General features: G+C 50.7%; 21 protein-coding genes and 1 pseudogene. 4 read left to right on the top strand and 18 right to left on the bottom strand.

The window, feature by feature from the left end; all coding sequences use genetic code 11:
• The first annotated feature begins 206 nt into the window (after window positions 1-206).
• The gene (gene udk, locus AC0YNW_RS07765) at window positions 207-839 is read left to right on the top strand and encodes a uridine kinase (RefSeq protein ID WP_475831452.1); all 633 of its coding nucleotides are present in this window, start codon (window positions 207-209) and stop codon (window positions 837-839) included.
• A 189-nt stretch (window positions 840-1028) separates the two neighbouring features.
• Here udk and AC0YNW_RS07760 read toward each other — a convergent pair whose 3' ends face one another.
• The 6 genes from AC0YNW_RS07760 to AC0YNW_RS07735 all read right to left on the bottom strand — a co-directional run bounded on the left by AC0YNW_RS07760 (window position 1029) and on the right by AC0YNW_RS07735 (window position 4901).
• Window positions 1029-1508, bottom strand: a complete 480-nt coding sequence (locus tag AC0YNW_RS07760) for a DsrE/DsrF/DrsH-like family protein (RefSeq protein WP_475832178.1) — start codon at window positions 1506-1508, stop codon at window positions 1029-1031.
• Window positions 1509-1677: 169 nt separating this feature from the next.
• Window positions 1678-1938 (bottom strand): metal-sensitive transcriptional regulator, encoded by a 261-nt coding sequence (locus tag AC0YNW_RS07755; RefSeq protein WP_387478112.1) that lies wholly within the window; start codon window positions 1936-1938, stop codon window positions 1678-1680.
• Window positions 1939-2043: 105 nt separating this feature from the next.
• The gene (locus AC0YNW_RS07750) at window positions 2044-2274 is read right to left on the bottom strand and encodes a sulfurtransferase TusA family protein (protein ID WP_475831451.1); all 231 of its coding nucleotides are present in this window, start codon (window positions 2272-2274) and stop codon (window positions 2044-2046) included.
• A gap of 21 nt (window positions 2275-2295) precedes the next feature.
• A complete protein-coding gene (locus AC0YNW_RS07745; protein WP_475831450.1) occupies window positions 2296-3435 on the bottom strand; it encodes an MBL fold metallo-hydrolase in 1140 nt (379 codons plus the stop codon).
• A complete protein-coding gene (locus AC0YNW_RS07740) occupies window positions 3432-4019 on the bottom strand; it encodes a sulfurtransferase TusA family protein (protein ID WP_475832177.1) in 588 nt (195 codons plus the stop codon). Before AC0YNW_RS07740 ends, AC0YNW_RS07745 begins: the two co-directional genes overlap by 4 nt.
• A 63-nt stretch (window positions 4020-4082) precedes the next feature.
• The gene (locus AC0YNW_RS07735; RefSeq protein WP_475831449.1) at window positions 4083-4901 is read right to left on the bottom strand and encodes a sulfite exporter TauE/SafE family protein; all 819 of its coding nucleotides are present in this window, start codon (window positions 4899-4901) and stop codon (window positions 4083-4085) included.
• 198 nt (window positions 4902-5099) lie between these two features.
• Here AC0YNW_RS07735 and AC0YNW_RS07730 point away from each other — a divergent pair, with 198 nt between their 5' ends.
• Window positions 5100-5900 (top strand): metallophosphoesterase, encoded by an 801-nt coding sequence (locus AC0YNW_RS07730; RefSeq protein WP_475831448.1) that lies wholly within the window; start codon window positions 5100-5102, stop codon window positions 5898-5900.
• 104 nt (window positions 5901-6004) lie between these two features.
• On the opposite strand, the gene AC0YNW_RS07725 is transcribed toward AC0YNW_RS07730, so the two are convergent.
• A complete protein-coding gene (locus AC0YNW_RS07725) occupies window positions 6005-7759 on the bottom strand; it encodes a sensor histidine kinase (RefSeq protein WP_475831447.1) in 1755 nt (584 codons plus the stop codon).
• Complete coding sequence (locus tag AC0YNW_RS07720) at window positions 7756-8448, bottom strand: response regulator transcription factor (protein WP_475832176.1); 693 nt, start codon at window positions 8446-8448, stop codon at window positions 7756-7758. The genes AC0YNW_RS07725 and AC0YNW_RS07720 overlap by 4 nt, the downstream gene beginning before the upstream one ends.
• Window positions 8449-8614: 166 nt before the next feature.
• Between AC0YNW_RS07720 and AC0YNW_RS07715 the strand changes: the two genes are divergently transcribed.
• Entirely contained in the window at window positions 8615-9820 is a 1206-nt protein-coding gene (locus AC0YNW_RS07715) for a DUF418 domain-containing protein (RefSeq protein WP_475831446.1), read from the top strand.
• Window positions 9821-9886: 66 nt separating this feature from the next.
• On the opposite strand, the gene AC0YNW_RS07710 is transcribed toward AC0YNW_RS07715, so the two are convergent.
• From AC0YNW_RS07710 to AC0YNW_RS07685, 6 genes are all read right to left on the bottom strand, one after another.
• Window positions 9887-11191, bottom strand: a complete 1305-nt coding sequence (locus tag AC0YNW_RS07710) for a 6-phospho-beta-glucosidase (protein ID WP_475831445.1) — start codon at window positions 11189-11191, stop codon at window positions 9887-9889.
• Window positions 11176-12168 (bottom strand): N-acetylglucosamine kinase, encoded by a 993-nt coding sequence (locus AC0YNW_RS07705; protein WP_475831444.1) that lies wholly within the window; start codon window positions 12166-12168, stop codon window positions 11176-11178. Before AC0YNW_RS07705 ends, AC0YNW_RS07710 begins: the two co-directional genes overlap by 16 nt.
• Window positions 12169-12274: 106 nt before the next feature.
• A complete protein-coding gene (locus AC0YNW_RS07700; protein WP_475831443.1) occupies window positions 12275-13936 on the bottom strand; it encodes an extracellular solute-binding protein in 1662 nt (553 codons plus the stop codon).
• 60 nt (window positions 13937-13996) lie between these two features.
• Entirely contained in the window at window positions 13997-14890 is an 894-nt protein-coding gene (locus AC0YNW_RS07695; protein ID WP_475831442.1) for a carbohydrate ABC transporter permease, read from the bottom strand.
• A 19-nt stretch (window positions 14891-14909) separates the two neighbouring features.
• Window positions 14910-15863, bottom strand: coding sequence for an ABC transporter permease (locus AC0YNW_RS07690; protein ID WP_475831441.1), 954 nt, complete (start codon window positions 15861-15863; stop codon window positions 14910-14912).
• 145 nt (window positions 15864-16008) lie between these two features.
• Window positions 16009-16887: an AraC family transcriptional regulator gene (locus AC0YNW_RS07685; RefSeq protein ID WP_387478076.1), complete on the bottom strand. Its 879-nt coding sequence runs from the start codon at window positions 16885-16887 to the stop codon at window positions 16009-16011.
• Between the two features lie 371 nt (window positions 16888-17258).
• Here AC0YNW_RS07685 and AC0YNW_RS07680 point away from each other — a divergent pair, with 371 nt between their 5' ends.
• Window positions 17259-17591: a hypothetical protein gene (locus AC0YNW_RS07680; RefSeq protein WP_475831440.1), complete on the top strand. Its 333-nt coding sequence runs from the start codon at window positions 17259-17261 to the stop codon at window positions 17589-17591.
• A gap of 10 nt (window positions 17592-17601) precedes the next feature.
• On the opposite strand, the pseudogene AC0YNW_RS07675 reads toward AC0YNW_RS07680, so the two are convergent.
• From AC0YNW_RS07675 to AC0YNW_RS07660, 4 genes and pseudogenes are all read right to left on the bottom strand, one after another.
• A pseudogene (locus tag AC0YNW_RS07675) lies at window positions 17602-18827 on the bottom strand (RtcB family protein).
• A 28-nt stretch (window positions 18828-18855) separates the two neighbouring features.
• Window positions 18856-21441 (bottom strand): metallophosphoesterase, encoded by a 2586-nt coding sequence (locus tag AC0YNW_RS07670; protein ID WP_475831439.1) that lies wholly within the window; start codon window positions 21439-21441, stop codon window positions 18856-18858.
• Entirely contained in the window at window positions 21438-22709 is a 1272-nt protein-coding gene (locus AC0YNW_RS07665) for a class I SAM-dependent methyltransferase (protein ID WP_475831438.1), read from the bottom strand. Before AC0YNW_RS07665 ends, AC0YNW_RS07670 begins: the two co-directional genes overlap by 4 nt.
• 39 nt (window positions 22710-22748) lie before the next feature.
• Window positions 22749-23531 (bottom strand): nucleotidyltransferase domain-containing protein, encoded by a 783-nt coding sequence (locus AC0YNW_RS07660; protein WP_475831437.1) that lies wholly within the window; start codon window positions 23529-23531, stop codon window positions 22749-22751.
• Between the last annotated feature and the right edge of the window lie 100 nt (window positions 23532-23631).

The following is a 23631-nucleotide window of genomic DNA, read 5'->3' as shown; positions in this document are numbered from 1 at the left end:
ATAAGGTTATAAAAGGTATACCTTATTTTACAAAAATTCAAACGGGATTTCATCTGCTTCCTTCAAACGAACCTCGTAACGGATGTACGAGCGAATCCAAGCGGGAACTTCTTGCCTGTTCATTCCGGGGATGAAAACGTCGGCGCGCTGTGCTACAATACGTAAGTTATGAACCGAATATAGTCCCAGGAGGCTTCAACACGCTCATGCTTATTATAGGAATTGCAGGCGGGACGGGATCGGGCAAGACGACCGTCGCCCGTTCTGTCATCGACAACCAAGGAACGGATAAAGTCACCTTTATCTCGCAAGACAACTATTACAAAGGGCATTCGCAGCTTAGCATGGAGGAGAGGGAAATCGTGAACTACGACCATCCTCTGGCCTTCGACAACGAGCTGCTCATTGAGCATCTGCTTCTGCTGAAGCAAGGGCTCCCTGCATATGCCCCTGTCTACGACTTTACGGAGCATACCCGGTTCACCGATCGGCAAGTTGAGCTTCTCCCAAGCCGCATCGTCATCCTGGAAGGGCTGCATGTATTGTCCGACGAACGGCTGCGCGAGCATCTTGATATTAAAGTATTCGTCGATACTGATCCCGATGTGCGCATTCTGCGCCGCGTCTTGCGCGACATTGAGGAGCGCGGGCGCACGATCCAGTCGATTCACGACCAGTACCTGAATACGGTGAAGCCGATGCATGAAGCATTCATTGAGCCGTCCAAAAAATACGCGGACATCATCCTGCCCGAAGGCGGGCATAATCAAGTCGGCATCCAGCTGCTCTCCATCTTGACCGAAAAATATTTGAATGGCGACCGCATCTGGAGCAAGTAATCCACGCCGGCTATGGATATGTGGATGAAGCTGTTGATGAATAGCTTAAATGCGTTATGCACATGTTGATAATTATTTTTTCGCTAAATAACACGCAGGCTGTTGATAACTTTTCTGAATCGTCAGACTTGCAGCATAAAAAGCCCCATGCGCCGATGAACGGCCCATGGGGCTTCTATATTTACCCAATTAAATAAACAAATTAACCTTGGCTTCTGTCGCATCGCCCAGATAAGTCGCTACTCCTGCATACTCCATGCCCTCAATCAGCTCTTCCTTCTGAAGGCCCAGCAAATCCATCGTCATCGTGCAAGCGACCAGCTTCACGCCTTGCTCCTGAGCCAGCTCAATCAGTTGCGGCAACGTCAGGGCATTATGTTTCTTCATGACATGTTTAATCATTTTCGGGCCCATACCCGCCATGTTCATCTTCGACAGCCCGAGCTTCTTCGGACCGCGCGGCATCATCCAGCCGAACATCTTCTCCAGCAAACCTTTGTCCGTCTGGACAATCTCGTCCTTACGCATTGTATTCAGACCCCAGAAGGTGAAGAAGATTGTCACTTCATGATCGTAGGCCGCAGCCCCGTTCGCAATGATGAATGCGGCAATCGCTTTATCCAAATCCCCGCTGAACAGCACAATCGTCGTTCTTTCCTTCTCAGTCATCGCTGATGTCATTGTTTTGCCCCTTCTCCTTTATACTTATACCCGTAATAGTATTAATGCGTTGAAAAAAAGAGGAATGTTATCCCGGAGAATTCCCCCGCTCATCCATTCCGCTTGCCCGAGGAAACTGCCTGCAAGAAGCGCTCCCTGGCTTATCTATGGCAAAGCCTCAGCGGCTTTTCACTAACAGCTCTACAGCTTCCTTCACCAGCTTGCTGGTGTCTCCGCCCCGTTCCTTCTCTTCTGTAATACATTGCTCCAAATTATGAGCGACGATATACGCCATCGCTTTGTCGGCTGCGCTGCGCACGGCGGACAATTGAGCAACCACGTCCTTGCAGTCCTTGCCTTCCTCCATCATTCGCATCACGCCGCGAATCTGGCCTTCCATTCGTTTCAATCTTCGGATGACGCTCTCATCGTACTCCATGTCACAACCTCCAGCCTGTTTGGAATTGGTATTGTCGAAATGATACCCCTAGAGGTAATATAGCTTGTCACTGCCGGAATAGCAACTGCCAATTGCTAAAGACTGTTACTGCTTCCTCACGTAAAACGTAAACACCCCGTCCTTCTCTTCATGCTGCACCAGCTCATGTTTGGTTCCTCTTACCCAAGCCCGGAAGTCGTTCAGGGAACCTTGGTCAGTCGACAATACTTTCATCATTTGTCCTGTTTCCATACTGTCCAGCGCTTTCTTCGCCTTCACGATCGGCATTGGACATGCCAGTCCCTTCGTATCGACAACCACTGCATCTGTTTTCATCGTAAATTCCTCCCGTTATCGTTATTGGTCATGAATGGCGCAGCGGTTCGGGCCGATCTCCATCTCCCGCTGCTCTTCATCTGTCGGGCTAATATGGCCCATGTTCGTTTGGCGGATTTGCTGGTACGCATTAGGATGCTGCGGCAGATTCTCTGTGACCGCCCTGCGGAACTCCAATTCATCCTCCAGATGAAGGCCCGGATTATCGCGGAACAAATCGCCAAGTCTAGCCGCAACCTGACCTTGCTCGCCCAACTCGTCCATTTGCCCAAAATGTGCCGGAAGCACAATCAGATCCGGCGACAGAGCACGATATCCTTCATACAGAGTTCGGCGCAGATCGCCCGCCCAATCTTCCGCTTGCCCGGCAAGATCGGGCCGCCCGATCGATGTAATGAACAGTATATCGCCGGTCAACAGATAGTTGCCATCCACAACAAAGGAAGTGCTGCCAATGGTGTGTCCAGGTGAATAGAGGGCGCCGATGCCGATCTCCGTAGCGCCAATCGCTACCCGATCGCCATCCTCCAGCTTTCCATAGGCGAAGGTTACTTCCCCCGCATCCTTGGACGGCAGCCAATACTTCGCTCCCATGCGCTCAGCCAGCTTGCGGCCTCCCGATATATGATCGGCATGGAGATGCGTATCCAGCGCATGCTTGATCGACACACCCAGATTCCGGGCGAATTCCTCATAGACCTCGGTCGTTCTCATCGCATCGATGACCGCAGCTTCATCGCCGGATACGACCATGTAAGACAGACAGCCTTTGCCCAGACGCACGAATTGATAGATCGCGCCGCCTGGCAGCTCGCCTACCTTCACCGGCTCCAGATGCTCGCTCCATGCTTTCATGCCCCCTTGCAAATAATAAACATCCCTCACACCGGCCTCCGCAAGCTGCTCCGCCACGAACACGGATGAGCCTTCCTTCGCGCAGACGACCAACACTTGGCGGCCGGATGGTATCCGCTTCACAGCTTCCTCTACGCCGTCCAGCAGATCGAAATACGGAAGATTCATGCTCTCTATGCTTTGCCCTTCGATTTTCCAATCGGCATAATCCGTTTCATTGCGCACATCCAAAATAAATAGCGGTTCGCGATGGGTGATAGAATGGGCCAGCTCGCTTGCAGCCATTGGCTTCACAGATGTCGTCATGGCGTTTCCCCCTCTACCTCAGACTCCGTCTCGCCCGTCCAGTCTGACATGCCCGGCACTACGTTTTTCACCCGGCTGTAGCCGTGATCAGCCAGCCACTGGCATGCCATGTCGCTGCGCGTTCCGGTTCTGCATATGACGTATAGCTCGGAGTCTGGATGCAGCGTATGATACAGACTCTCCAGCTGTCCCAGCGGAATCGAGACGGCCCCCTTCACATGACGGAAGGCATACTCCGCCGCTTCCCTGACATCCAGAACTATAAGCTCATCACCGCTTGCCAACCGCCCAGCCAATTCCTCATTGCCAGCCGTATGCGGATAACGAGTTTCCGGTTTGATTTCTTCTGAAGGGGTTTTACGAACGTAATGCTTCAGCACGCCGCCGTCCATTATCGTCCCTACATATTGATGCCCGGCCTTCTGTGACCAAGCTCGCAGATCAGCAAGCGAGCCTTTATCAGTAGCTTGGATCTCCAGCACCTGCCCATCTGCCAGCTCAACCATCATCTTCTTGGTCTTCACAATCGGCATTGGACACGCCAATCCGATACAGTCGAGCGTCATATCCGCTTGTACGTTCATCATCATTGTCCTTCCTCCATTCTAACTATATACCCCATAGGGTATTGAAAATAGCAAAAAAAATTAAAGCAGCATATCCCACCAAATCTTAACAACCGTTGCGGTAATTAAAATCGAAAGCAGACCTTGCAGCATCTTCACGTTCATTCGCTGTCCCAGCTTTGCGCCAATGGGAGAACCGATAATACTGGCTGCAATCATGACAAGCGATGGAATGAGCAGCATATGACCGCCCATCAGCTTCCCTCCGGTCGATCCTATGGAAGACAGGAAGGTAATCGCAAGCGATGAGGCGATCGCCACGCGAGTCGGAATCTTCAACAGCACTAACATAATCGGAACCGTTATGAACGCGCCTGCTGCCCCTACAATTCCTGACAAGATGCCCACCGCTGCCGCGGAACCTGCCGCAAGCGGTTTGTTGAACGCCGCGATACTGCCATCCCCTTCTTCCCCGCGCTTGGGCATAAACATCATCACTGCCGCGATGAGAGCCAGGACGGCATAGGTTACGTTAATGATCGAATCAGACAGAAACTTCGATCCGTAGCCGCCGAGAAAGCTGCCAAGCACGATAGGTATGCCCATATACATAACCAACGGCTTATGAATCCAGCCGCCCTTTCGATAGGCAAGCAATCCCGCCAATGAAGCAAAAAACACCTGCGCCGCGCTGACCGCGGACACTTCCTGGGCTGAGAAAGCCGCGAACCCCAGTGCCGGAGGAATATACAGTAGCATGGGATATTTGATAATCGAGCCGCCTATGCCGACCATACCGGATAGGAAAGAACCGATAAAGCCAATGGCAAATAACAGGACAATCCAGCTTATCTCCACATTCAAAGAGCACCTCCCTTTATCATGTTGGGGTGTACGCATAAATTTCGATTCATCATTTATACATATACCTGTATGGGTATTATAATAAGTCCTCGCAATCTGATTGTCAACCTGCAGCATGGAGACGCATCACGTTGCACCATTCGCCGATAGGCCACAGGAATCGACATCACGCTTGTAGAATTAAGGTTAAAGCTATAGGAATCTGCTTGCCGGAGAAAGGGAAAGGTAACCGTAGTGATCATCATTTGGATTATGGTTTGTTTTGCGGTCTTGTACATCATTTTCGAAACCTGCTGGGTCAGAACGACTTGGCATCGCCTGCCTGCTCCGTCCCGTTTCAAGGCTACTGTGGTCCATTTAACGGATATTCATGGGCGTACCTTGTTTTTGAACGGCTCGATCAGCCGCAAGGTGAACCGGTTAAATCCAGATCATATCATCATTACCGGAGACCTTGCGTCAAGGAAAGGCCATTTCAAGCGTGTACTGAAGGAAATCGAGAAGTTGCAAGCTCCCCGTATCACCTTCGTGCCCGGCAATTACGAGCGTGAAGGCTGGAACGGCTTTCGCAAAAAAAGATACACAGAGCAGGAATACCGGGACATCCTCCAGTCGCTTCAGGATTTGAACGTGACCGTATTGACGAATAGTGCCTGCAAGATCCTCCATCAGCCGGACGGAGGACTAATCTACGGATTTGACAACTCGATCTATGGGAACGAGCTGTTGACATTAAGCCCTGCCGAATTGGAGAGCCAAGACTATATCATCATGCTGGCTCATTCTCCAAGCATCATCAGGCTGTTGCAGGAAGGCGGCGTCCTCTATGACTTACTGCTCACAGGCCACACCCATGGCGGCCAAATCCGAGTGCTAAACCATACGATAGGCGCCTATAAGCATTTCCACACAGGCATTAAAAATGTGGACAAACGCAGACGTTTCTATATCAATAGGGGCTTGGGAACGGTAAAAATTCCGGTTCGTCTAGGCTGCCCGCCTGAGATCGCTGTCTTCACAATCGGCCAGGAATGAAATTTCCCCTGCGCAAATAGAACCGGCCGCTTCGCTATTGCGATGCAGCCGGTCCTTTTATCATTTTTAGACACTCATTACCCTCAAGCTATTTTGTCTGTCGGTTAAGGCGAATGCAACAGAATCGGAAGAGCTATCATAACCGTCGAACCGCGGCCTATCTCGGATTCTGCTTTAATCGTGCCGTTATGCGCAAGAACAATCGACTTTGCAATACTCATGCCTAGACCCGCACCGGTCTTCTCCTCCGTATTGGTGCCGCGATAATAACGCTCGAACAGGTTCAGCAGCGTCTCCTCATCCATTCCGATTCCGTCATCCTTCACGGTCAGAACGGCATAACCAACCGATACCGCGACACTCACCGTGATGGTTGTGCCTTCCGGATTATGCTTGACGGCATTCATGATGATATTATCCAGCATTCGGGCGAACCACTTGTCATTCGCAAGCACCCGAACCCGCGTCGCCTCGTATTCATTCTCGAATTGGAACGTCGTGCCCTCCATCGTCATGTCATTCACGTAGTTAAGAACAATCCGTCTGACGAATTCCTGCAGCTCGATTGGCTTTACTTCAAACGGAACCTGCTTGTTCTTAAGCTGGAATGCCAGCGAGAAGTCCTGGATCAGATCGATCATATAGTCGCTCTTATCCCGAATCGTACCGCCCATCTCCTTTAGTTCTTCCTCTGTAAAGCTGTATTGCCCGCTCTCCAGCAAATGGCCGTAGCCCTGTATCGAGCTAAGCGGAGTGCGCAGATCATGTGAGATGCCCGTCATCCATTCTTCCCTCGTCTTCTCGAGCCGAGTGCGATCCTGCTCCGCAGCGTGCAGCCTTAATGTCATCTCGCGGAATCCGTCAATGACTTCCTTATAGAGCTTATACTTTCGGCGCAGCTTGCCATTCTTGCGATAGACCCGCTTCTGATCCTTCGCGGACAACGTCTCTTCATATTGTCCTCTGCCAAGCCGTGCGAACCAATCAATGAACAGCAGCAGCGGCCTGCCATAACGGTAGCCATGATAAATGGAGAAGGCTAGTGTTGCGATTAGAATCGCTCCTCCAATGAAGGAAGCCGTGATGATTACTTCTTTCATGAATGGCTGCTTGACGTAGCCTCCCCGTTTGCTTTGGTGCAATACCCAGAATGAATCCGTTTCACGATCCGCATGGACGGATACGATTGTTGGAAAATTGCCCTTCATCTTTTCCATTGTAATAAGCTCAAGCGGAGCGTACCGTTTCCGTTCCATTGGCATGCCTACCGATTGCTGCACTTGGCCGTTGCCATCTATAATTTGCAGCGTATGCCGAGATTTCGCCAGTTCTTCGTTAAGCTGCTCGGCTGCCTCTTCCCTCACAACACCGTCTCTCGCATATTTGGCATAAATGGACTGGACCTCAACCGAACGATCATTCACATAACCTAGCATGAATAGAGCCATGTTCGGCACCGAATCGTCCAGCGACATCATCACTTCGTAGGGACCGTACCGCTTCGTCTGCTCGATAACGAGCAGCTCTCCCGTAGTATAAGCTTGCGGCACATCCTCAGGCGTATTCACTTCATAGATCACATCGCCTTGGCTATTCACCACTTGCAGCCAGTAATGTTGTTCTGCCAGCTGATCCACCCAACGCTTCGGCACTACGGCTTTCTGCTCCGTCACATCCGTCTCCATAATGATGACATCCAGCGACCCGAACGGAAATCTTTGTTTCATATCCTCATTGACTAATAATTGAATGAAGACAAGCAATATCGTAAATACCATGAGCAGAACAAAGACGAACAGCAATAACATCTGATAGGTAAAATGAAGGGTCAGCCTTCGCTTTACATTGCGAGTCTTCATGACTGCTTTCCCTTCGCCAGCTTATAGCCGAGTCCGCGAATGGTGAGAAGATGGCTAGGCTCGCTTGGATTGCGCTCAATCCTCTCACGGATTTTGCGGATATGAACCATAACGGTATTGTCATCGCCATCGCCATCGAGGCCCCATACGGCCTCATACAGCTGAGCTTTGGAAAAAACAATACCCGGATTTTTGCACAAGAAATGAAGCAGCTGATACGCCATCGCGGGACAAGCGACCTCCTTGCCTTCCACCAGCAGCTCACCCGCCGCATCGTCGAGCACGAACCGTCCGAAGTCATAACGCTGTCGCTTCTCCTCCATTACCGAGACAGGCGTCACGCCGCCGCGGCGCAGCCGCGCTTTTATTCGGGCTGCAATCTCAAGCGGATTGAACGGTTTTGTGACATAGTCGTCTCCGCCTGTCGCAAAACCGGTTAGCACATCAAGATCAGACGCCCGCGCAGTCAAATAGATGATATGGGCATCGCACAGCTCTCTAATCTTGGGACAGAGATCAAAGCCGGTCTGATCCGGCAGCATCACGTCCAGCAGCACAATATCAGCGCCATGCTTTCCAATCAACTTGAGAGCATCTACGGCATTATGGGCGGTGAACAGATAACGGAAGCCTTCCTTGCGAAGCGTCATGTCCAGCATCTTCGTAATGGCGCGTTCATCGTCTATCATTATAATTCTCGCGTTCGATACATCCAATCTCTATCCCCTCCATCCTTATTTTACTATAGAAACCTTAATTTCCGTTTAACGGATGCCCGTCTCTTCAGCAAAAAATAAGACCGGCATTAACAGAAAGTAAATGACGGTTTCTATAATGGGACCGAGGTGATGGAAAATGATTCAAAAAATAGGAAGACAAAGCATCGTAGACGAAATTCGCGGCTTGAGCTTGCTCGGCATTCTGCTTTCCAATTTGCTCATCTTTCAGTATGGCATGTGGGGCAAGGACGAGATCGATCTATTCGGACTCACTGGTGCGGATAGCGTTGCGCACACTCTTGTAAAGATCGTGATTGAAGGCAGCTTCATGCCCATCTTCGCATTTCTATTCGGCTTCGGAATGCTCAAGCTGATGGAGGGACTTGAGGCGAAGGGAGCCGGGTTCAGGATGGTCATCGTACGCCGATCGATCATGCTTATCGGGCTTGGGATGCTGCATTCCTATTTTCTCTGGGAAGGTGACATCTTATTGTTGTACGGCGGAATGAGCCTATTCCTCCTCCTGTTCCTAAGACGCAAGGCCAAAACGGTCTTAATCTGGGGCATTGCGCTTCTGCCGGTTATCGGTCTGGCCGGTATGGACTCAACAGGCCCGCTGATTGAAGAAACGAAAATCATCCAGGAAAAAACAGAGGCTTATGTCATGAAATCTATCGATGTGTATCAGAACGGAAGCTACTCGGAGATATTCGCCTTCCGCCATGACGAGCCGAAACCGCTCGAAGCCGATGGCCTGATTCTAGTTGCCGCTTATCTGCTCGTCCCGTTCATGACCGCCCCCATGTTTTTATTCGGCATGTATGCGGCCAGAAAAGACTGGTTCTATCAGCCTGAGACCAAGCGTGCCTTTTACTTCAAATGGGCTTCCGTCTTTCTAATCTCAGGTTTGATCATGAAATCGATAAAGCAGATTTGGCCTGATACGATCTTTGGCGGAGTGAGTGGCGCGCTCGGGATGTTGATCCTGTCACTCGGTTATATAATGGGGTTCGCCTTGCTGCTCTCGCTGGGGAAAGCAACGGCTCTGCGGAACGGCTTCAAGTCCGTCGGCAAGCTGTCGCTCACTAATTACTTACTGCAGACCGTCATCTGCACAACGCTCTTCTACGGCTATGGCTTTGGATGGTACGGCAAGCTTGGCATTATCGCGGGTATCGGCATTGGCATTGCCATCTATACGCTCCAGCTGCTAGGCAGTGCGCTTTACCTGAAGCGGTTCCGAATCGGTCCCGTCGAATGGCTGCTTCGGATATGGACGTACTGGAGCTGGAACGGAAAGCCGAAGCAACGGATAGCGGATTCCGTAGACGTAAAGGCTTAAATAAAAAGGCGGTCCTCCTCCCGGTTAATCATAACCGGGCGGCGGATCGCCTTATCGTTAATGATATTAAGTTTGGAAAAACCGAGGCAAATACTGCTTGTTCTTGAGCAGCATCTCCTCCAGCAGCGCCTCGGCTACATTAGCCGAATCTGTGAGCGGATGGCTCGCCAGCGCCAGGAGCGCCTTATCTTTGCTGCCGGTGACGGCTGCTTCGATCGCCAGGCTTTCATACGTCTTGACGGCATGAATGAGCCCCTTCGTCCCTTCCGGTACGCGCCGCACTGGAACCGGAGCAGCACCTTCGCTTGTGACGACACAATTGACTTCAATCGCCGCCTCATCCGGCAAGAAGTCCAATATGCCGTTGTTGCGAACGTTCAACGTCTGAATATCGCCCGTATTGTTGTAGATGGAATGCATCAGCTTGACCGCCGCTTCGGAATAATAGGCGCCGCCGCGCTGCTCCAGCTGCTTCGGCTTCTCCGCCAGCTCCGGCTGCTTGTAAATCTCGAACAGCTCCTCCTCCAGGCGCTTGACCATCTCGGCCCGGTTTTCGCCTCTGGCCGCAGCCGCCTTGCCCTCTTCTACCATTTCCCGGTGCAGATAGAAATATTTCAAATAATAGGACGGAATTGCTCCCAGCTCCCGCACCAGCCTGTCGTTCCAAGCCAGCTGCGGCACGTTGGTTGCCGAATAGGAGCTTTGGCGATCCAGCAGCTCTTCCAGCTTCGACTCGCCGTCGATCTCAATCCGACTAATCCAGTGCAGATGGTTAAGACCCGCAAACTCGCAATAGATGCGGTCAATCGGGACATTGTACAAGGACGAAAGCCACTTGTATGCTGCAATTGGCGAATTGCACAGGCCGATAGAGCGAATGCTAGAATGCTTCAGGATGGCTTCCGTCACCATGCCAGCAGGATTCGTGAAGTTCAGGAGCCAGGCATCCGGGCAGAGCTCCTCCATGTCCTTGCATATATCGAGCAGGACGGGAATCGTGCGCAGCGCCTTCATCATGCCGCCGGCGCCGGTCGTCTCCTGTCCGAGCATTCCATATTTGACCGGGATCGACTCATCCCATCCCCTTGCTTCCAATTGACCCACACGCATCTGCGTGGAGACGAAATCCGCTCCTTCAAGTGCAGACCTCCGATCCAGCGTAAGCTCGATACGAATCGGCAAGCCGCTTTTCTCTACCATGCGTTGTGCCAGCGCGCCTACAATGGCAAGCTTATGTCGTCCCTCCGGTATGTCTGCCAGTACGATCTTGCTGACCGGGAACGATTCATACCTTTGAATAAATCCTTCAATCAGCTCCGGCGTGTACGAAGAGCCTCCTCCGATGACTGCTACCTTTAGTCCATTACCCATTCGACATTCCTCTCCTTCACCGATAGATCATTCTCCAAATTCTCATATACCATTGCCGCTACATTCATTCCATCTCTATCCATTGCAAGCAGCAATGCGCCGGCTGCCGGCTCCAGATCCAGCGTGCGCAGACGGCAATCCGGCGCCGCTTCCTTGACCTGCCGCTCAATGAACGGCACAACATATTGCCCTTCCCCGCGGGTAAGTATACTGCCCGCAAGCACCACTTCGAACGTATCTGCTTCCATCTTCAGCTTATGAATAACTGCGCTTGCCGCACGTCCCAGCTCCAGCCCTTGTCTCTCCAATATGGCTCTCGCCATTTCATCCCGATCAGCGACCTGGAATAATAACTTCGCGAACGTGTGGGGTGCCCGCTTGCCTTCATCCAGAAAACCATGAAACAAGTCCGAAACATTGTCATAGCCTGCAGCATCCAGGATCAGCTCCGTCAGCGCAGTGGGCTTCTCTCGGCCTTCCCACGCACGAATGACCGCACGGAAAGCTTCCTTCGCCAGCTCGGTACCTCCGCCAAAATCGCCGAATTCATAGCCGAACCCGCCTATTTGCAATTCTTCTCCTGCTGCATTCATGCCGTAGCAATTCGTCCCGCTGCCGCAGATCAGCACGACGCCGTCCGATTGCCTCGTTCCCGCACGAAGACCAATGACCGTGTCGCATACAATGCCATACTTGGCATACCCCATTGCTGCGACCATCGGCCTCAAGATTCGAAAGTCAGCCTCACGGTCCGCACCAGCAAGCCCGAACATCGCATAGGCGATATCGTCCTGCTTCAGACCGGCAGCCGTCAAGGCCGTCTCCGCCGCTTCCCTAATATTCCGGTCAGCCAGCTCCACGCCCAACTGATGATTGCCGCAGCCGCTTATTCCTCTACCCAAGATGCGGCCCGTTTCATCCGATACAACTGCGAGCGTCTTGCTTCCCCCGCCATCGATACCCAAGTAATACGTCAAGTATGATCTCTCCCATACCACCTGACTGATGAAGCCGGCTCCATCAGCTTACATGCGCTTTAATCTGCATGGTCCGCCCAATGTACGCCGGCCTCAGCCAGGGTCATTATTTTGCTGCGTTAAGCTTGCTTACGTTCTCTTGCCATCTCTCTGTTTTGAACTTCAGCAGCTTGTCATAGCCGGCTTGCTGTGCATCGGCTTCTGCTTTATCCAGAATGGCGAGCACCTCTGCATCCGATGAGGCAGTGCTGATCGCCTTCGCTCTTGCTTGCTCGTGAATTTCCAGCACGCGCTGTGCGATGATGCCTTCATCGGTATCGCCTGCCGGGTCCAAGTTGACGTATGCCGTCGTATTGAACTGTGTCTTCCACGTAATCTCCGACTGCCAATAGGTCTCCCAGTTGCGTTTCTCAGCTGGAAGCGTCGATTCAAATTTCATCTTGGAATTGTCGACGTATACGGTGTTGCCGTTCCATTGGAAGTTGACGGTGGAGTTCATCAGCTCGTCGCGTCCCTTCGGATCGCTCGTGAATTTCTCCGTGAAGAGCGGTACGTCCTCACCATCTACACCTTCCCAGTACAGGCCTTCAGGTCCCCACATAATCGTACGTTGACCTTCCGGACCCGTCAGCCAGTCCAGGAATGCGAAGATGCCTTCCGGATTGTCTGCGGATTTCGTAATGACACTAACGTTCCAGCCCAGCTGCTTGTAATCGCCAGGGAAAATTTTATTACGGTCGAGCCCTTCCTTATGAACCGGCCATACCATAATATAACCTGCTTCCGGATCATGAGAGGACAGCTCCATATTGCCTTTGGAACCAAATTCCGTCGGGCTGGAAGCCACATATACCGCTACTTTGCCCGTAACGATCTTCTGCTCTACCTGCTCCAGCTTCTGCGTGAATGCATCCTGAGTCATTAGCTTCTCGCGGTACAAACGGCTCGTATATTGAATCAGTTCGCGATAGACCGGATCTGTGAACAGTGATACCAGTTCATTGCCTTGCGGCACCGCGATCATCGAGTTGAACGTATACGGTCTGTTCTCCGCGAAGGCTGATACCATGACATCAACGCCTGATGCCGTCTGACCCACTTCCAAAGGAGTGACGTCCGGATACTTCTCTTTTACCGACTTCAAATAGTTGTACAGATCTTCTGTCGTCTCCAGGCTTGGCGCGCCAAGCTCATTGTAGATCTTCTTGTTGACCAGGTAGCCTGCATTGCCGTTCGGCTGCGTCGTATACCAGTTCGGGAACTGATACAGCTTGCCGTCCGGCGAGCGAAGCATATCCAGCGTAGATTCGCCGGCCCACTTCTTCAGATTCGGATACTTGTCCAGATAGTCATCGAATGGCACCAGCATGCCTTCCGCACGAAGCTTCTCGACATCAGCTCCGCGTTCCATCCACATGACATCCGGCAGCTCGCCGGATACGATCATCGTGCTCAGCTTGTTTTTGGCTGCGCCGCCGGAGCTGATCGGTACGACGTTGACCTTTTTGTTCTCTTTGATCCATTTCGTCGCAAGATCGGCTCCCCACTCCGGCATCGTATACCAGTCATAGTGGCCATAGAAGGAAAATTCCAATGGCTCTGCACCTAGCTCGAATGCGCCAGAAGCACTTTCTGTCGGCTCAGAAGGCTTATTGGATGGACCCTCCGTGTTGTTTTTTTCTTTAGAACTCGAACACCCCGCTAAAGCTGTGACAATAACAAGCGTGACTGACAATGATGCGAGAAGCTTACGTTTCCATCTTTTCATTGCATGCGCTCCCTTCACAAGTTCATCTATGGTCAAAGCCTGTGGCTCTACACCCTTCTGCTACTCTTTCAGCGAACCAATCAATACGCCCTTCACAAAATACTTCTGCACAAACGGATACACGCATAGAATCGGCACGGTTGCCACCATCATCGTTGCCATCGACAGCGACTTGGTCGTCACAGCTCTCATTGCGCCCATTCGGCCTTGCGCAGCGGAATCCATGTTCTGCATCTGCTCCAGCATGATGTTGGAGTTCAGGATTTGCTGCAGCTTCGTCTGAATCGGCAGCAGGTCAACATTGGAGATGTAGATGCTTGGCGCAAACCAGTCGTTCCAATGATAGACTGCCGTGAACAAAGACAGCGTCGCGATAACAGGACCAGACAGCGGAAGCACGATCCGGAAGAAGATCCCCCAATTCGAAGCGCCGTCAATGGAAGCCGACTCTTCGAGGCCAGCCGGAATACCCTTGAAGAAAGTCCGGAAGATGATCATGTTCCACACGCTGATAATGCCTGGAATGATCATGACCCAGAAGGAGTTCATCAGTCCCAGCTCCCGAATCAGCAGGTAGCTTGGAATGAGACCACCGCTGAAGTACATCGTGATGATACACATGACCATATAAAATTTGCGTCCCATCATGTCGCGCTTCGTCATACCGTAAGCGAAGATCGCTGTCGCAATGATAGACATTAGCGTTCCGACACTCGTACGAAGGACCGAAATGACGAACCCGTCGATCAAACGCTTGTCTTTGAATACAACCTCATAGTTGGACAGCGTGAATTCGCGGGGCCAGAAGGTAATGCCGCCCAGCATCGTATCGCTGCCGGAATTGAATGAGATGACGGCAGCGTTCCAGAATGGATAGAACGCAACAAAACCAAGTAAAAACAACAATGTATAATTTACGCCAACAAATAATCGGTCTCCGTAAGACAGCTTCATTGCCACTCGCCCCTTCCTGCTACCATAAGCTGTTCCCCGACCTTCTCGCCAAGTAGTTGGCTCCCGCCAGCATCGCTACGCTGATGACAGCCTTGAACAATCCGGCCGCCGTGGCGTACGAGAACCTGCTGTTCTGAATGCCGATCCGGTACACGTATGTATCCAGAACGTCACTGACTTCTCGCAGGACAGGATTGCCCGCAAGCAGCAAGATATCTTCGAAGCCCGCATTCAGGAAGTTGCCGATAGCCAGAATGGAGAATACGATCACAACAGGCATAATGGACGGAATTGTGATGGACACAATCTGTCTGATCCGGCTCGCCCCGTCAATCGACGCCGCCTCGTAGAGATGAGGATTAATTCCTGCAATCGCTGCCAAATATACGATGGAGGAGAAGCCAATCTCCTTCCATACATTCGTGGCGACCAAAATGCTCCAGAAGTAGCTCGGTTCGGACAAGAAGTTGATCGGATCGTCGATCAGACTCAGCTTTTGCAGCAGCAAATTCAGACTGCCGTTATCCGTAGACAGAATGGATGTGACAAAGCCCGAGACGATAACCCACGACAAGAAATGGGGCAAATAACTGACCGTCTGAACAATCCGTTTGAAAAACCGCCTGCCAATCTCATTAAGCATAAGTGCCAGCAGGATAGGAGCCGGAAAGCCAATACAAAGCTTCAGAATACTAATGACAAGCGTATTGCGCATAACCGTCCAAAACTCAGGTGCGTTGAAGAACATCTCAAAATGCTTGAACCCGACCCACGGGCTCTGAAGGAAACCTTTGAACAAGCTGTAGTCCTGGAATGCCATCAGGACACCGTACATCGGAATGTAGCTGAAAACAAAAATAAATAGCAGAGCCGGCAGTGCCATCAGTTGAATGTCCCACTGCTTCAGAAAACGAATGAAAGGACTCTTTTTGCGATGCGTCTGCCTCTCAACAACCAATTTGGCTTGTGGCATCGGCTTCCCCCTCTCTTAATTAACAAGTGAGATTAGCGTCAGCATTCATGACATAATCTCGTGATGTCTGTATGTTTATTGTAAAGGAGACCTTCACCTGTTTCTCTGCCTAAACAATTAAAAACCAGCACTATTTCACTGGTTTTTAACATTGGTGCTTTCTCGACGCTTTCGGGGTGACCCCGACATGCTTCTTGAAGAGCCTATTGAAATTGGTGAGGGTACGGAAACCGCATTCAAGGGCGATATCCGTAATCTTCATGCTCCCGTTCTCGAGCAGGGTCACGGCCCTCTCCAGCCGGATCTGGATCAGATATAAGAGAGGCGGCATACCGACCGATCGCTTGAAGAGATCGCTGAACCTGGAGGGACTGAGAAAGGCAAGCGATGCGAGTTCCTCCAGCGTCCAAGGATGGGCGTAATGCTGCTCCATGACCATAATGACCTGTCTCATCTTCTCCAGCTGCTGCTCGCTGATGCCGTTATCATGGTGATGGATGCCGTCGCTGCGGAAGTCGCGGTTCACAATCGCGAGGAAGCGCAGCATGATGGAATGCACCAAAGTGGCGTAGGAGCGCCGTTCTTGATCATGTTCTTGCTGAAGCTCCAGAAGGAGTTCTCGCAGCATGGCCATTTGTGGATGGTCTCGATCGAGACGATTCGTGAAGTGCCTTCCCATCTCTCGGAACGGACTAAGCAATTCCGGGTCGATGCGCAGGCCGTGGATAAACCAGGAGGGGTCGAAGGTGATGACCAGCATCACAAGATCATTCGACTCGTACGCGCAGTGCAGATCGTTGGAGTTCATGAGGAAAATATCGCCTTGCTGAAATGGATAGCTTTGACCGTTAATGATGTAATGGCCTGTCCCGGATTTGATCAGGTTGATCTCCAGCACATCATGCCAATGCAGCCTCTGATAGAGGCTCGTGACACCGACTGTCTCTACGACAATAAGGGGGTATTTTTGAGCTAATTTTACTTTTTCCTTCGGAATTGCCCCTTCACGCAGACTAGACTCCATCCGATTTCGCCTCCGCTATGCCTGTTTTAATGAAACCGCTTAACGTATACACCAATATGTCATAATTTCTATCATTCGGCAACAGGATATATTTGTAATTTTCTGATTTATTTAATCTGCTAATAGCATTAGCAATCTTGAATTAGCGCTTGTATCCCGTTTCTTCTATATAAAAAAAGATCGGCGATCCCATCCGGTATTTACCGGAGGGACCGCCTCGACTACTTCCTATTTCACAAACAGGAGCCTTTTCAACTAAAAGATCAGGTTGTTCTTTCGAACACTATCCAAATATCTTGTAAAATAGCATTACTGAATACCCGTACTTCTCAACGATAACAATGCCATTTTCATGATAAGGAGCGATTCGTATGACCTTGGTAATGCGAGCAAAGCTTAACCTGCTATTCCTGAGTCTCTTCACTCTTCCCACTTGGGTCGTGGGCAGTGTTATTGATATACGTGTGATTCCGCTATTGATTGGGACATGGTTGGGATACAATATCTATTTGTTCTCCAATCCAAGCTACAAACCGTTCAACAAATGGGAGGTTATCATTGCAGCAGCGGCTTTTGCGTTATTCTATGGAACCATCACGAAGGATTTGCAGGAAAGCACACTCGTTGCCGCCATGATGGCTATATGCCTATACTTTTTCATCCCAAGGCATAATCGAATGCTGCATGCCGATCAACGTACGTGAGTGGTAGTTATTAATCTTTGTAAGGATCGAACTCGTCCGCCCCTGCCATGCAGACGCCAATCGGCTTCAGCACATGGAGCACGTCGATCGTCTCGGCGTGTGCATCGAGCACGTCTTGCAACTTGCGGTAGACGAACGGGCTTTCATCGGTGCCGGCGCCTCTAAGCATAACGCCGTATTGCTGTACAGCCCCACGCATCTGCTCCGGTGAGATCGCTCCCCCTGAGCGGCTCCGCGTCTTCCAGTTCATCTTACCCGCTGCTTGCGTCCGGCTCATGATTCGTCCGGCTCCATGCACCGTACTATAATAGGAATCCTTATTCTCCTCTGTATCCTTGCCTCTTACGATGACGGAGATATCTCCCATGCTGCCTCCGATAAAACCAAGCTGCCCCGGCGCTGAAGGCGTAGCCCCCTTGCGGACAACGATTCGCTCAGCACCTTCATGGGTTTCCTTCCAAGCATAATTGTGATGATTATGCACTTCGAAATCGGCTTCTGCCCCCAGTATGGACAGCACCTCGCGGATGACATAGTCCCTCCCCGCGTAGGCATATCTGCCTGCCAGCTTCATGGCACGGTAATACATGTCGCCAAGCTCGCTCTCCAGATCGAACAATACGGGAGCTTGATCCATGCTCTCGCCTGGCGCCTTGCCCAGAAACTCGCGGCCCGCTGCCAGATTCAGAAATCCGCTAGCCGTCTTATGGCCGAAGCCCCGGCTGCCAAAGTGATTGCCGATCCATAGTCTGCCGCTCTCCGCTTCCACGAACAAATCGACATAATGATTGCCGCTGCCTACGTCTCCAGCTGGCTCTGAGCCAGAGACTTCAGCTTGTCATGCTCCTGCTTTCCTACCTGAGCGTATACGCTCCAATCGGGATCATCGAACAGCTCATGGTCCACCCGCTCGCTATTCACGCGGCCTACACCGAAGGAGATGGTGCGAGCCAGCTCGTTCATTATCCCATCCAATCGTGGGAGGACATCTGCCGCCATCAGATTCGTACGGACCGCCTTGTTGCCGCAGCCAATATCGTAGCCGACACCCGAAGGCGAGATCTGTCCATCGTACACGACGACCCCGCCGATCGGCTGACTGTAGCCTTTATGATGATCGGCCATAAGCAGCGCCTGCACGACATGGCCGTGCTCGGCGCAGGTTTTCGCTTGCGACAGCGCGCCGTCCTCGGGATTACCCCATACGCACACACCGTCTATCGTTTGGTAAGCCATTTTGTTTCTCTCCTTATGCACTTGCTTCCTACAATCTAGGGTCGATTTCCTTTTCCTTAGCAACCTCGAACAAGATGTTCGCTGCCGCTGCCCGGTAACCTTCATGCTCCGGCGAAATATCCTCCAGCTTAATGGCCAGCAATTGTTTGCCAAGACGATATTCATTCGCTGATGTTTTCAGCTTCGGCATAATGTTCTTCTGCTTCATCAGCTTATTGTACTTATGCGGGAACCGATAGTCATATCCATATATGATCGACAAATATCCCGGATTTCTTACCTTCATATACGGCACAACGTCCTGTGCCTCGTGCTCCGGCTTGATGACGACACCTTCCATGCCCTGCTCGACTGTAAGCTGGTCAAAGAACTGCTGAGCAAGCTCATATGAGCCTGCATCGTTCAAATCCAGCGTCAAGCACCCATCATCCGTCAACAGGCGATACATCTCTGATGTAGGGACAGACGGAATCCGCTCTTCTCCGCTTGCCAGTATTTCTTTCAGAATTGCAAAAGGCTTGAAGGCAAGCTCCTCATCTCTTGCGTACAATTCCATCTGCCGTACATACGTCCCGTAGGCCTCCTCATGCTCGCTTAACGGTACAAAGGAATCTCTGATCTCCCGCACATATTTATAGTTTTGGTAGACATGCGATCCGAATTTCTCAGTCAAAGCTGACTTGGACAACGTATGCTGCTCCTTCTCAAAGCCGCTTGCTTCGTACTGCTTCACTAAGCTTTGCAACGCATCCTCAAAGCCAAATTCCTTCAAGAAACCGATCTCCGTCTCCAACGCCTTCTCGATTGGCTTGAATTGACGGTCAATAAGCCCTACGCCCAGCGCCTTCCAAGGCATCAGCTCTCCGTCCAGAATCAGTCCCTTGATCCCGTTCTCGTCCATGTACCCGCTTAATCTATCCAACATGCTCTCATACAGAACGGTCATATCGACCGACTTGATCTTATATCCGTTCCGGCTGACAGCGTAGCAGCGATCTGTCTCGCGGAACAGATAGATATTGCATCGGGAGCCCATATACTTCGGCTGCAGAACAACTTGATGAACATCACGGCCACGGAAGTAATCCAGGCCTTGTGCAAGTGACTCCAGCTCTCCCGACTCCATATCTTTGTCAGCAGGGGACATCGTACCAGATACATAGTTGATTTTATTTCTAGAGCTGTAACGCAGCCTGCGCATCGACTCCTCATCCAGCTCCCGTATGTCAACCTTCTTCTCCGATCGGAACAATTCCGGAAGCGGCTCTGTCAGCACGGTATGCTGGGAGCGGAAGCTCTTGAAGATCGGCTTGAAGGTGATCATAACCGAAGCAAGCGCATTACCGTGTACGCTTCCCGCATCGATGTGAAGCTTGTTCTTGATGCGGAATGCCTGCTTCGCGGCAATATGCCCGAAGATGTGGAATGGATGATTGCCCACCGCTTCGTCAGCCAAGAAGGATAGCTGCTCCTCCGTCGCTTGATCGCGATTCAACCGGAAGTTGCGTTGATGGCGGACAGAATTTGCGTCGAGCTTACCGATATATTTGTTCCGGCATGGTGCATGCGTGACATAAAAGGACGGTCCATCGATACCATTGCGATGGAAGAATGGCTTGGACTGTCCGACAAGCCATTCAAACTTTCGTCGCAATTCAGCATCCGCCGCAAGGACAGATACAGAATCAAAGTAGCTGTTCAAGAGCTCGGGATCAGCTCCGTTTATATCTCCATTCAAATATTTGAATACAAAGTTTTCGTGATTGCCTAGGACGAACAAGAAATGCTCCTGGTTTGCATATAGAAATTCGACGATTTCACGCGTCTGCTTCCCTTTATCGATCCAGTCCCCCGCCAAAATAACTTTCGCTTGCTTCACTTTATCTGTCGGTTGAAGCCTTCCGTTCTCCACTTGAAAGCCATAACCCTTGAGCAGCCCTTGCAGCTCAGACACGCACTCATGAACGTCACCGATGACGATATGTCCATGTTGGGGATGCAAATGGACTGCCATATATTCGTCCCAATTCTGTATAGCTGTCTCGTATTCGCTATTCGCCTCACCACTAGCCGGATCATAGAAATCCTTCGCCCGAACTTTATGAATATTCTCGTAGCCTTCTCTCGACAATACAGGCAAGACTTCACGCTTCAGTCGCGTCAAGTGATTGCTGATCAACTTCTTAGAACGTTCTGATGCGTAATAATCTTCCCGCTTGCGGTAATCGAATAAGATAACCTCTACGTTATAATTGTTGTCCTCCGCAATCTGCCGAACCTTGCTTCGGAAATCTTCTGCCAGCCCTAATGTATCCAGCACGACAAACTCAGCGTTAATCGGGAAGGATGTCACAAGCCTTAATCGATCGAACAACAACTCGAATGCATGTGAGCTGGTTTCTAGCATAACCTGATCGTATTTGTCATGCGGGTATCCAAGAAGCTCTTGGCGGATCGCGTCGGAGGACAAGTATTGCACATTTGTCCGGACATTTGCGGAGGCATCGATTTTCGTCAACTGAGGGATAAGCACTTTTCTCGCAAAGGTAGACTTCCCGCATTCTGTAGGTCCGACCAGCATAAATATCGTATGAACCTTAACGGCAATATTCACAGTTGAACCTCCCTTCCATGGACAATAACCCCTTGTGTTGTATGTACGTCGTTGACACGATCGCCAATATCCACAAATTCATAGGTCAATCCTGTATGAACAACCAAGTCGCTGAACCATTGTCGGAATGACGCCTGCCCCTTCTCCCACTTGTGATCGTCGTGGCGGAACTGGTCCAGTTCATAATACAGATTAAAGTCAGCATTCGGAGTAGTGATGATCAATTGGCGGAAGGATACCTCCTTGCACAATTGACCAATAAGCGCCGAAGCCTCTTCTTCCGTCATATGCTCGATTACTTCTGTCAGAATAATATCTACCTGTTCGCCATTGTACGATTCCAAATAATGATCAATCGACTGATACAAGGCGATATTAACTATTTCCTTAGCAGCCGCTTTCCGCTCCACTACTTGATGCAATTCTTCATTCGTATCAATCGCATAATACATGCCTTCGAGTTTTCCAGCGAACGGAATCGCATAGAAGCCTTCACCGCAGCCCACATCCAAAATAGGTAAATCGAACTTGAGCAGGCTCTTAATATAACTCCTCCGTTGATGAGCTGTGCTTCCGTGCTGCAGCGTAATCTGGTAGCGGTTCGTCCGTTCAATCTCGGTTTTGTACCGGCCGAACCTCTCGCGAGAGACCAAGAAGTTGCGTGCGAATAAGCTTCGGATATAGAATGGCGCGTCAATCACATTCAAGCTGCGGATGTATTTATCCAAAATCTCATCGGAAATATCGATATATTCTTCTCCGAACATCGACAGGAACAAGCACAGCACGCTAACGGTATGCAGCAAGTGATACAAGCTTTTCTCCGTACTGATCGCGAGCGTATAGCTCTTGTAGGATTGATGCTGCAGGCTGAATTCATAATCTGGCATATGCTTTCGGAAAAAATCGATATAATGCGACCGCTGTACATGGATCATGTTCATCAGAAATGTGTGCTTGAAGCCCTCTGCATCACGATCATCATGTACCTTGAACGGCGAAGCAAAATATTCGTTAATTGCATTAAGCGGAAACATAGGCGTGTTGTAACGAGACACATTCAAGTATTCAAAATTGTCCTGCTCATGTTTCTTATAGGAAATACCGTTGTCCGCATCCTTGAAATATACGTTAAAGGTCGAATGATCAGAATACCATCCATAAGACATCCCTTGACGGATAGGCCGAAGCAGCATGCCTGTGCCGGGATTTTTCCGAATTAGAAATGTAAATTGCGGATTGGTTGAAGTTAATTGTACGATTGCCATTGTTCACACCCTCTTTTCATCAAAGTTATCTATTTCCCGTCAGCCCCACGCTTCCCCTAACAACTCGCGGAACAGCTCATCCAACTTGGCATCAATAGCAGACTTTGCACCTGGCAATTGTGATGCGGCTTGCTCCAATGAAGTCAGGCGATCTTCAATATATTCATTGAGCAACGGAAACCTCGGCTCATCGTCCAGTTCGTCTCCTGCCTTCTTGCGAGCAAGCAGCTCCCCAATCAATCGGTAAAGCTCGCCGTCCTTAGGAAGAAGCTCATCTACCAGGCTCTCGAAAGCCATGGGAGGCATCTTGCCCATTCGCAATATCCATTCACAGGCGAGAATAGGCCGAAGGACATAAAAGTATTTTTTAATCCGAACGACTTCGCCTTGTAAGTAAGTCCGGTAGTTACCTCGCGCCATGTGCAAATAATGATAGATGCTCGCTTTCGGCGAATACGCTTCATAACTGAGCTCACGCAGCCGGTCCGCCGTTTGGAACGCCTCGGAATAAATAATCGGTGAGTCCAGCCACTCCATCAGCGGCGGATTGGACTTGCGGAACAAGTTCAGCGTCTTTCGGAGATCCCATCCGCTTATATCCAGCATCTCGCTGATTGGCCGCTCAATCACATCCCGCTTCTCAAAGATGGAGAGGTACCAATCGACAGGACGCACATAGATGAAACGCACATCATAGTCGCTGTCTTGCGACGGGAAGCCCCACGCTCTGCTGCCCGATTCGCACGCATAGAGGATACGAATCCCTTCCTCTTGCTCCAGCCGTTCCAGCTCGCGTCTAATCTTCGTCGTCATTTCGATCATTGTACCCATTCTCCCGTCTATTCGCTTCTTCTTGTTGACCCTATTGTCCTTCATCTACGCGTGCGCGAACAGGGCAAAAGTATGGCGACCCGAAGAAAAA

It is taken from the genome of Paenibacillus sp. J31R120 (assembly GCF_056269225.1).
This window is presented reverse-complemented; position numbering and strand designations above follow the sequence as displayed.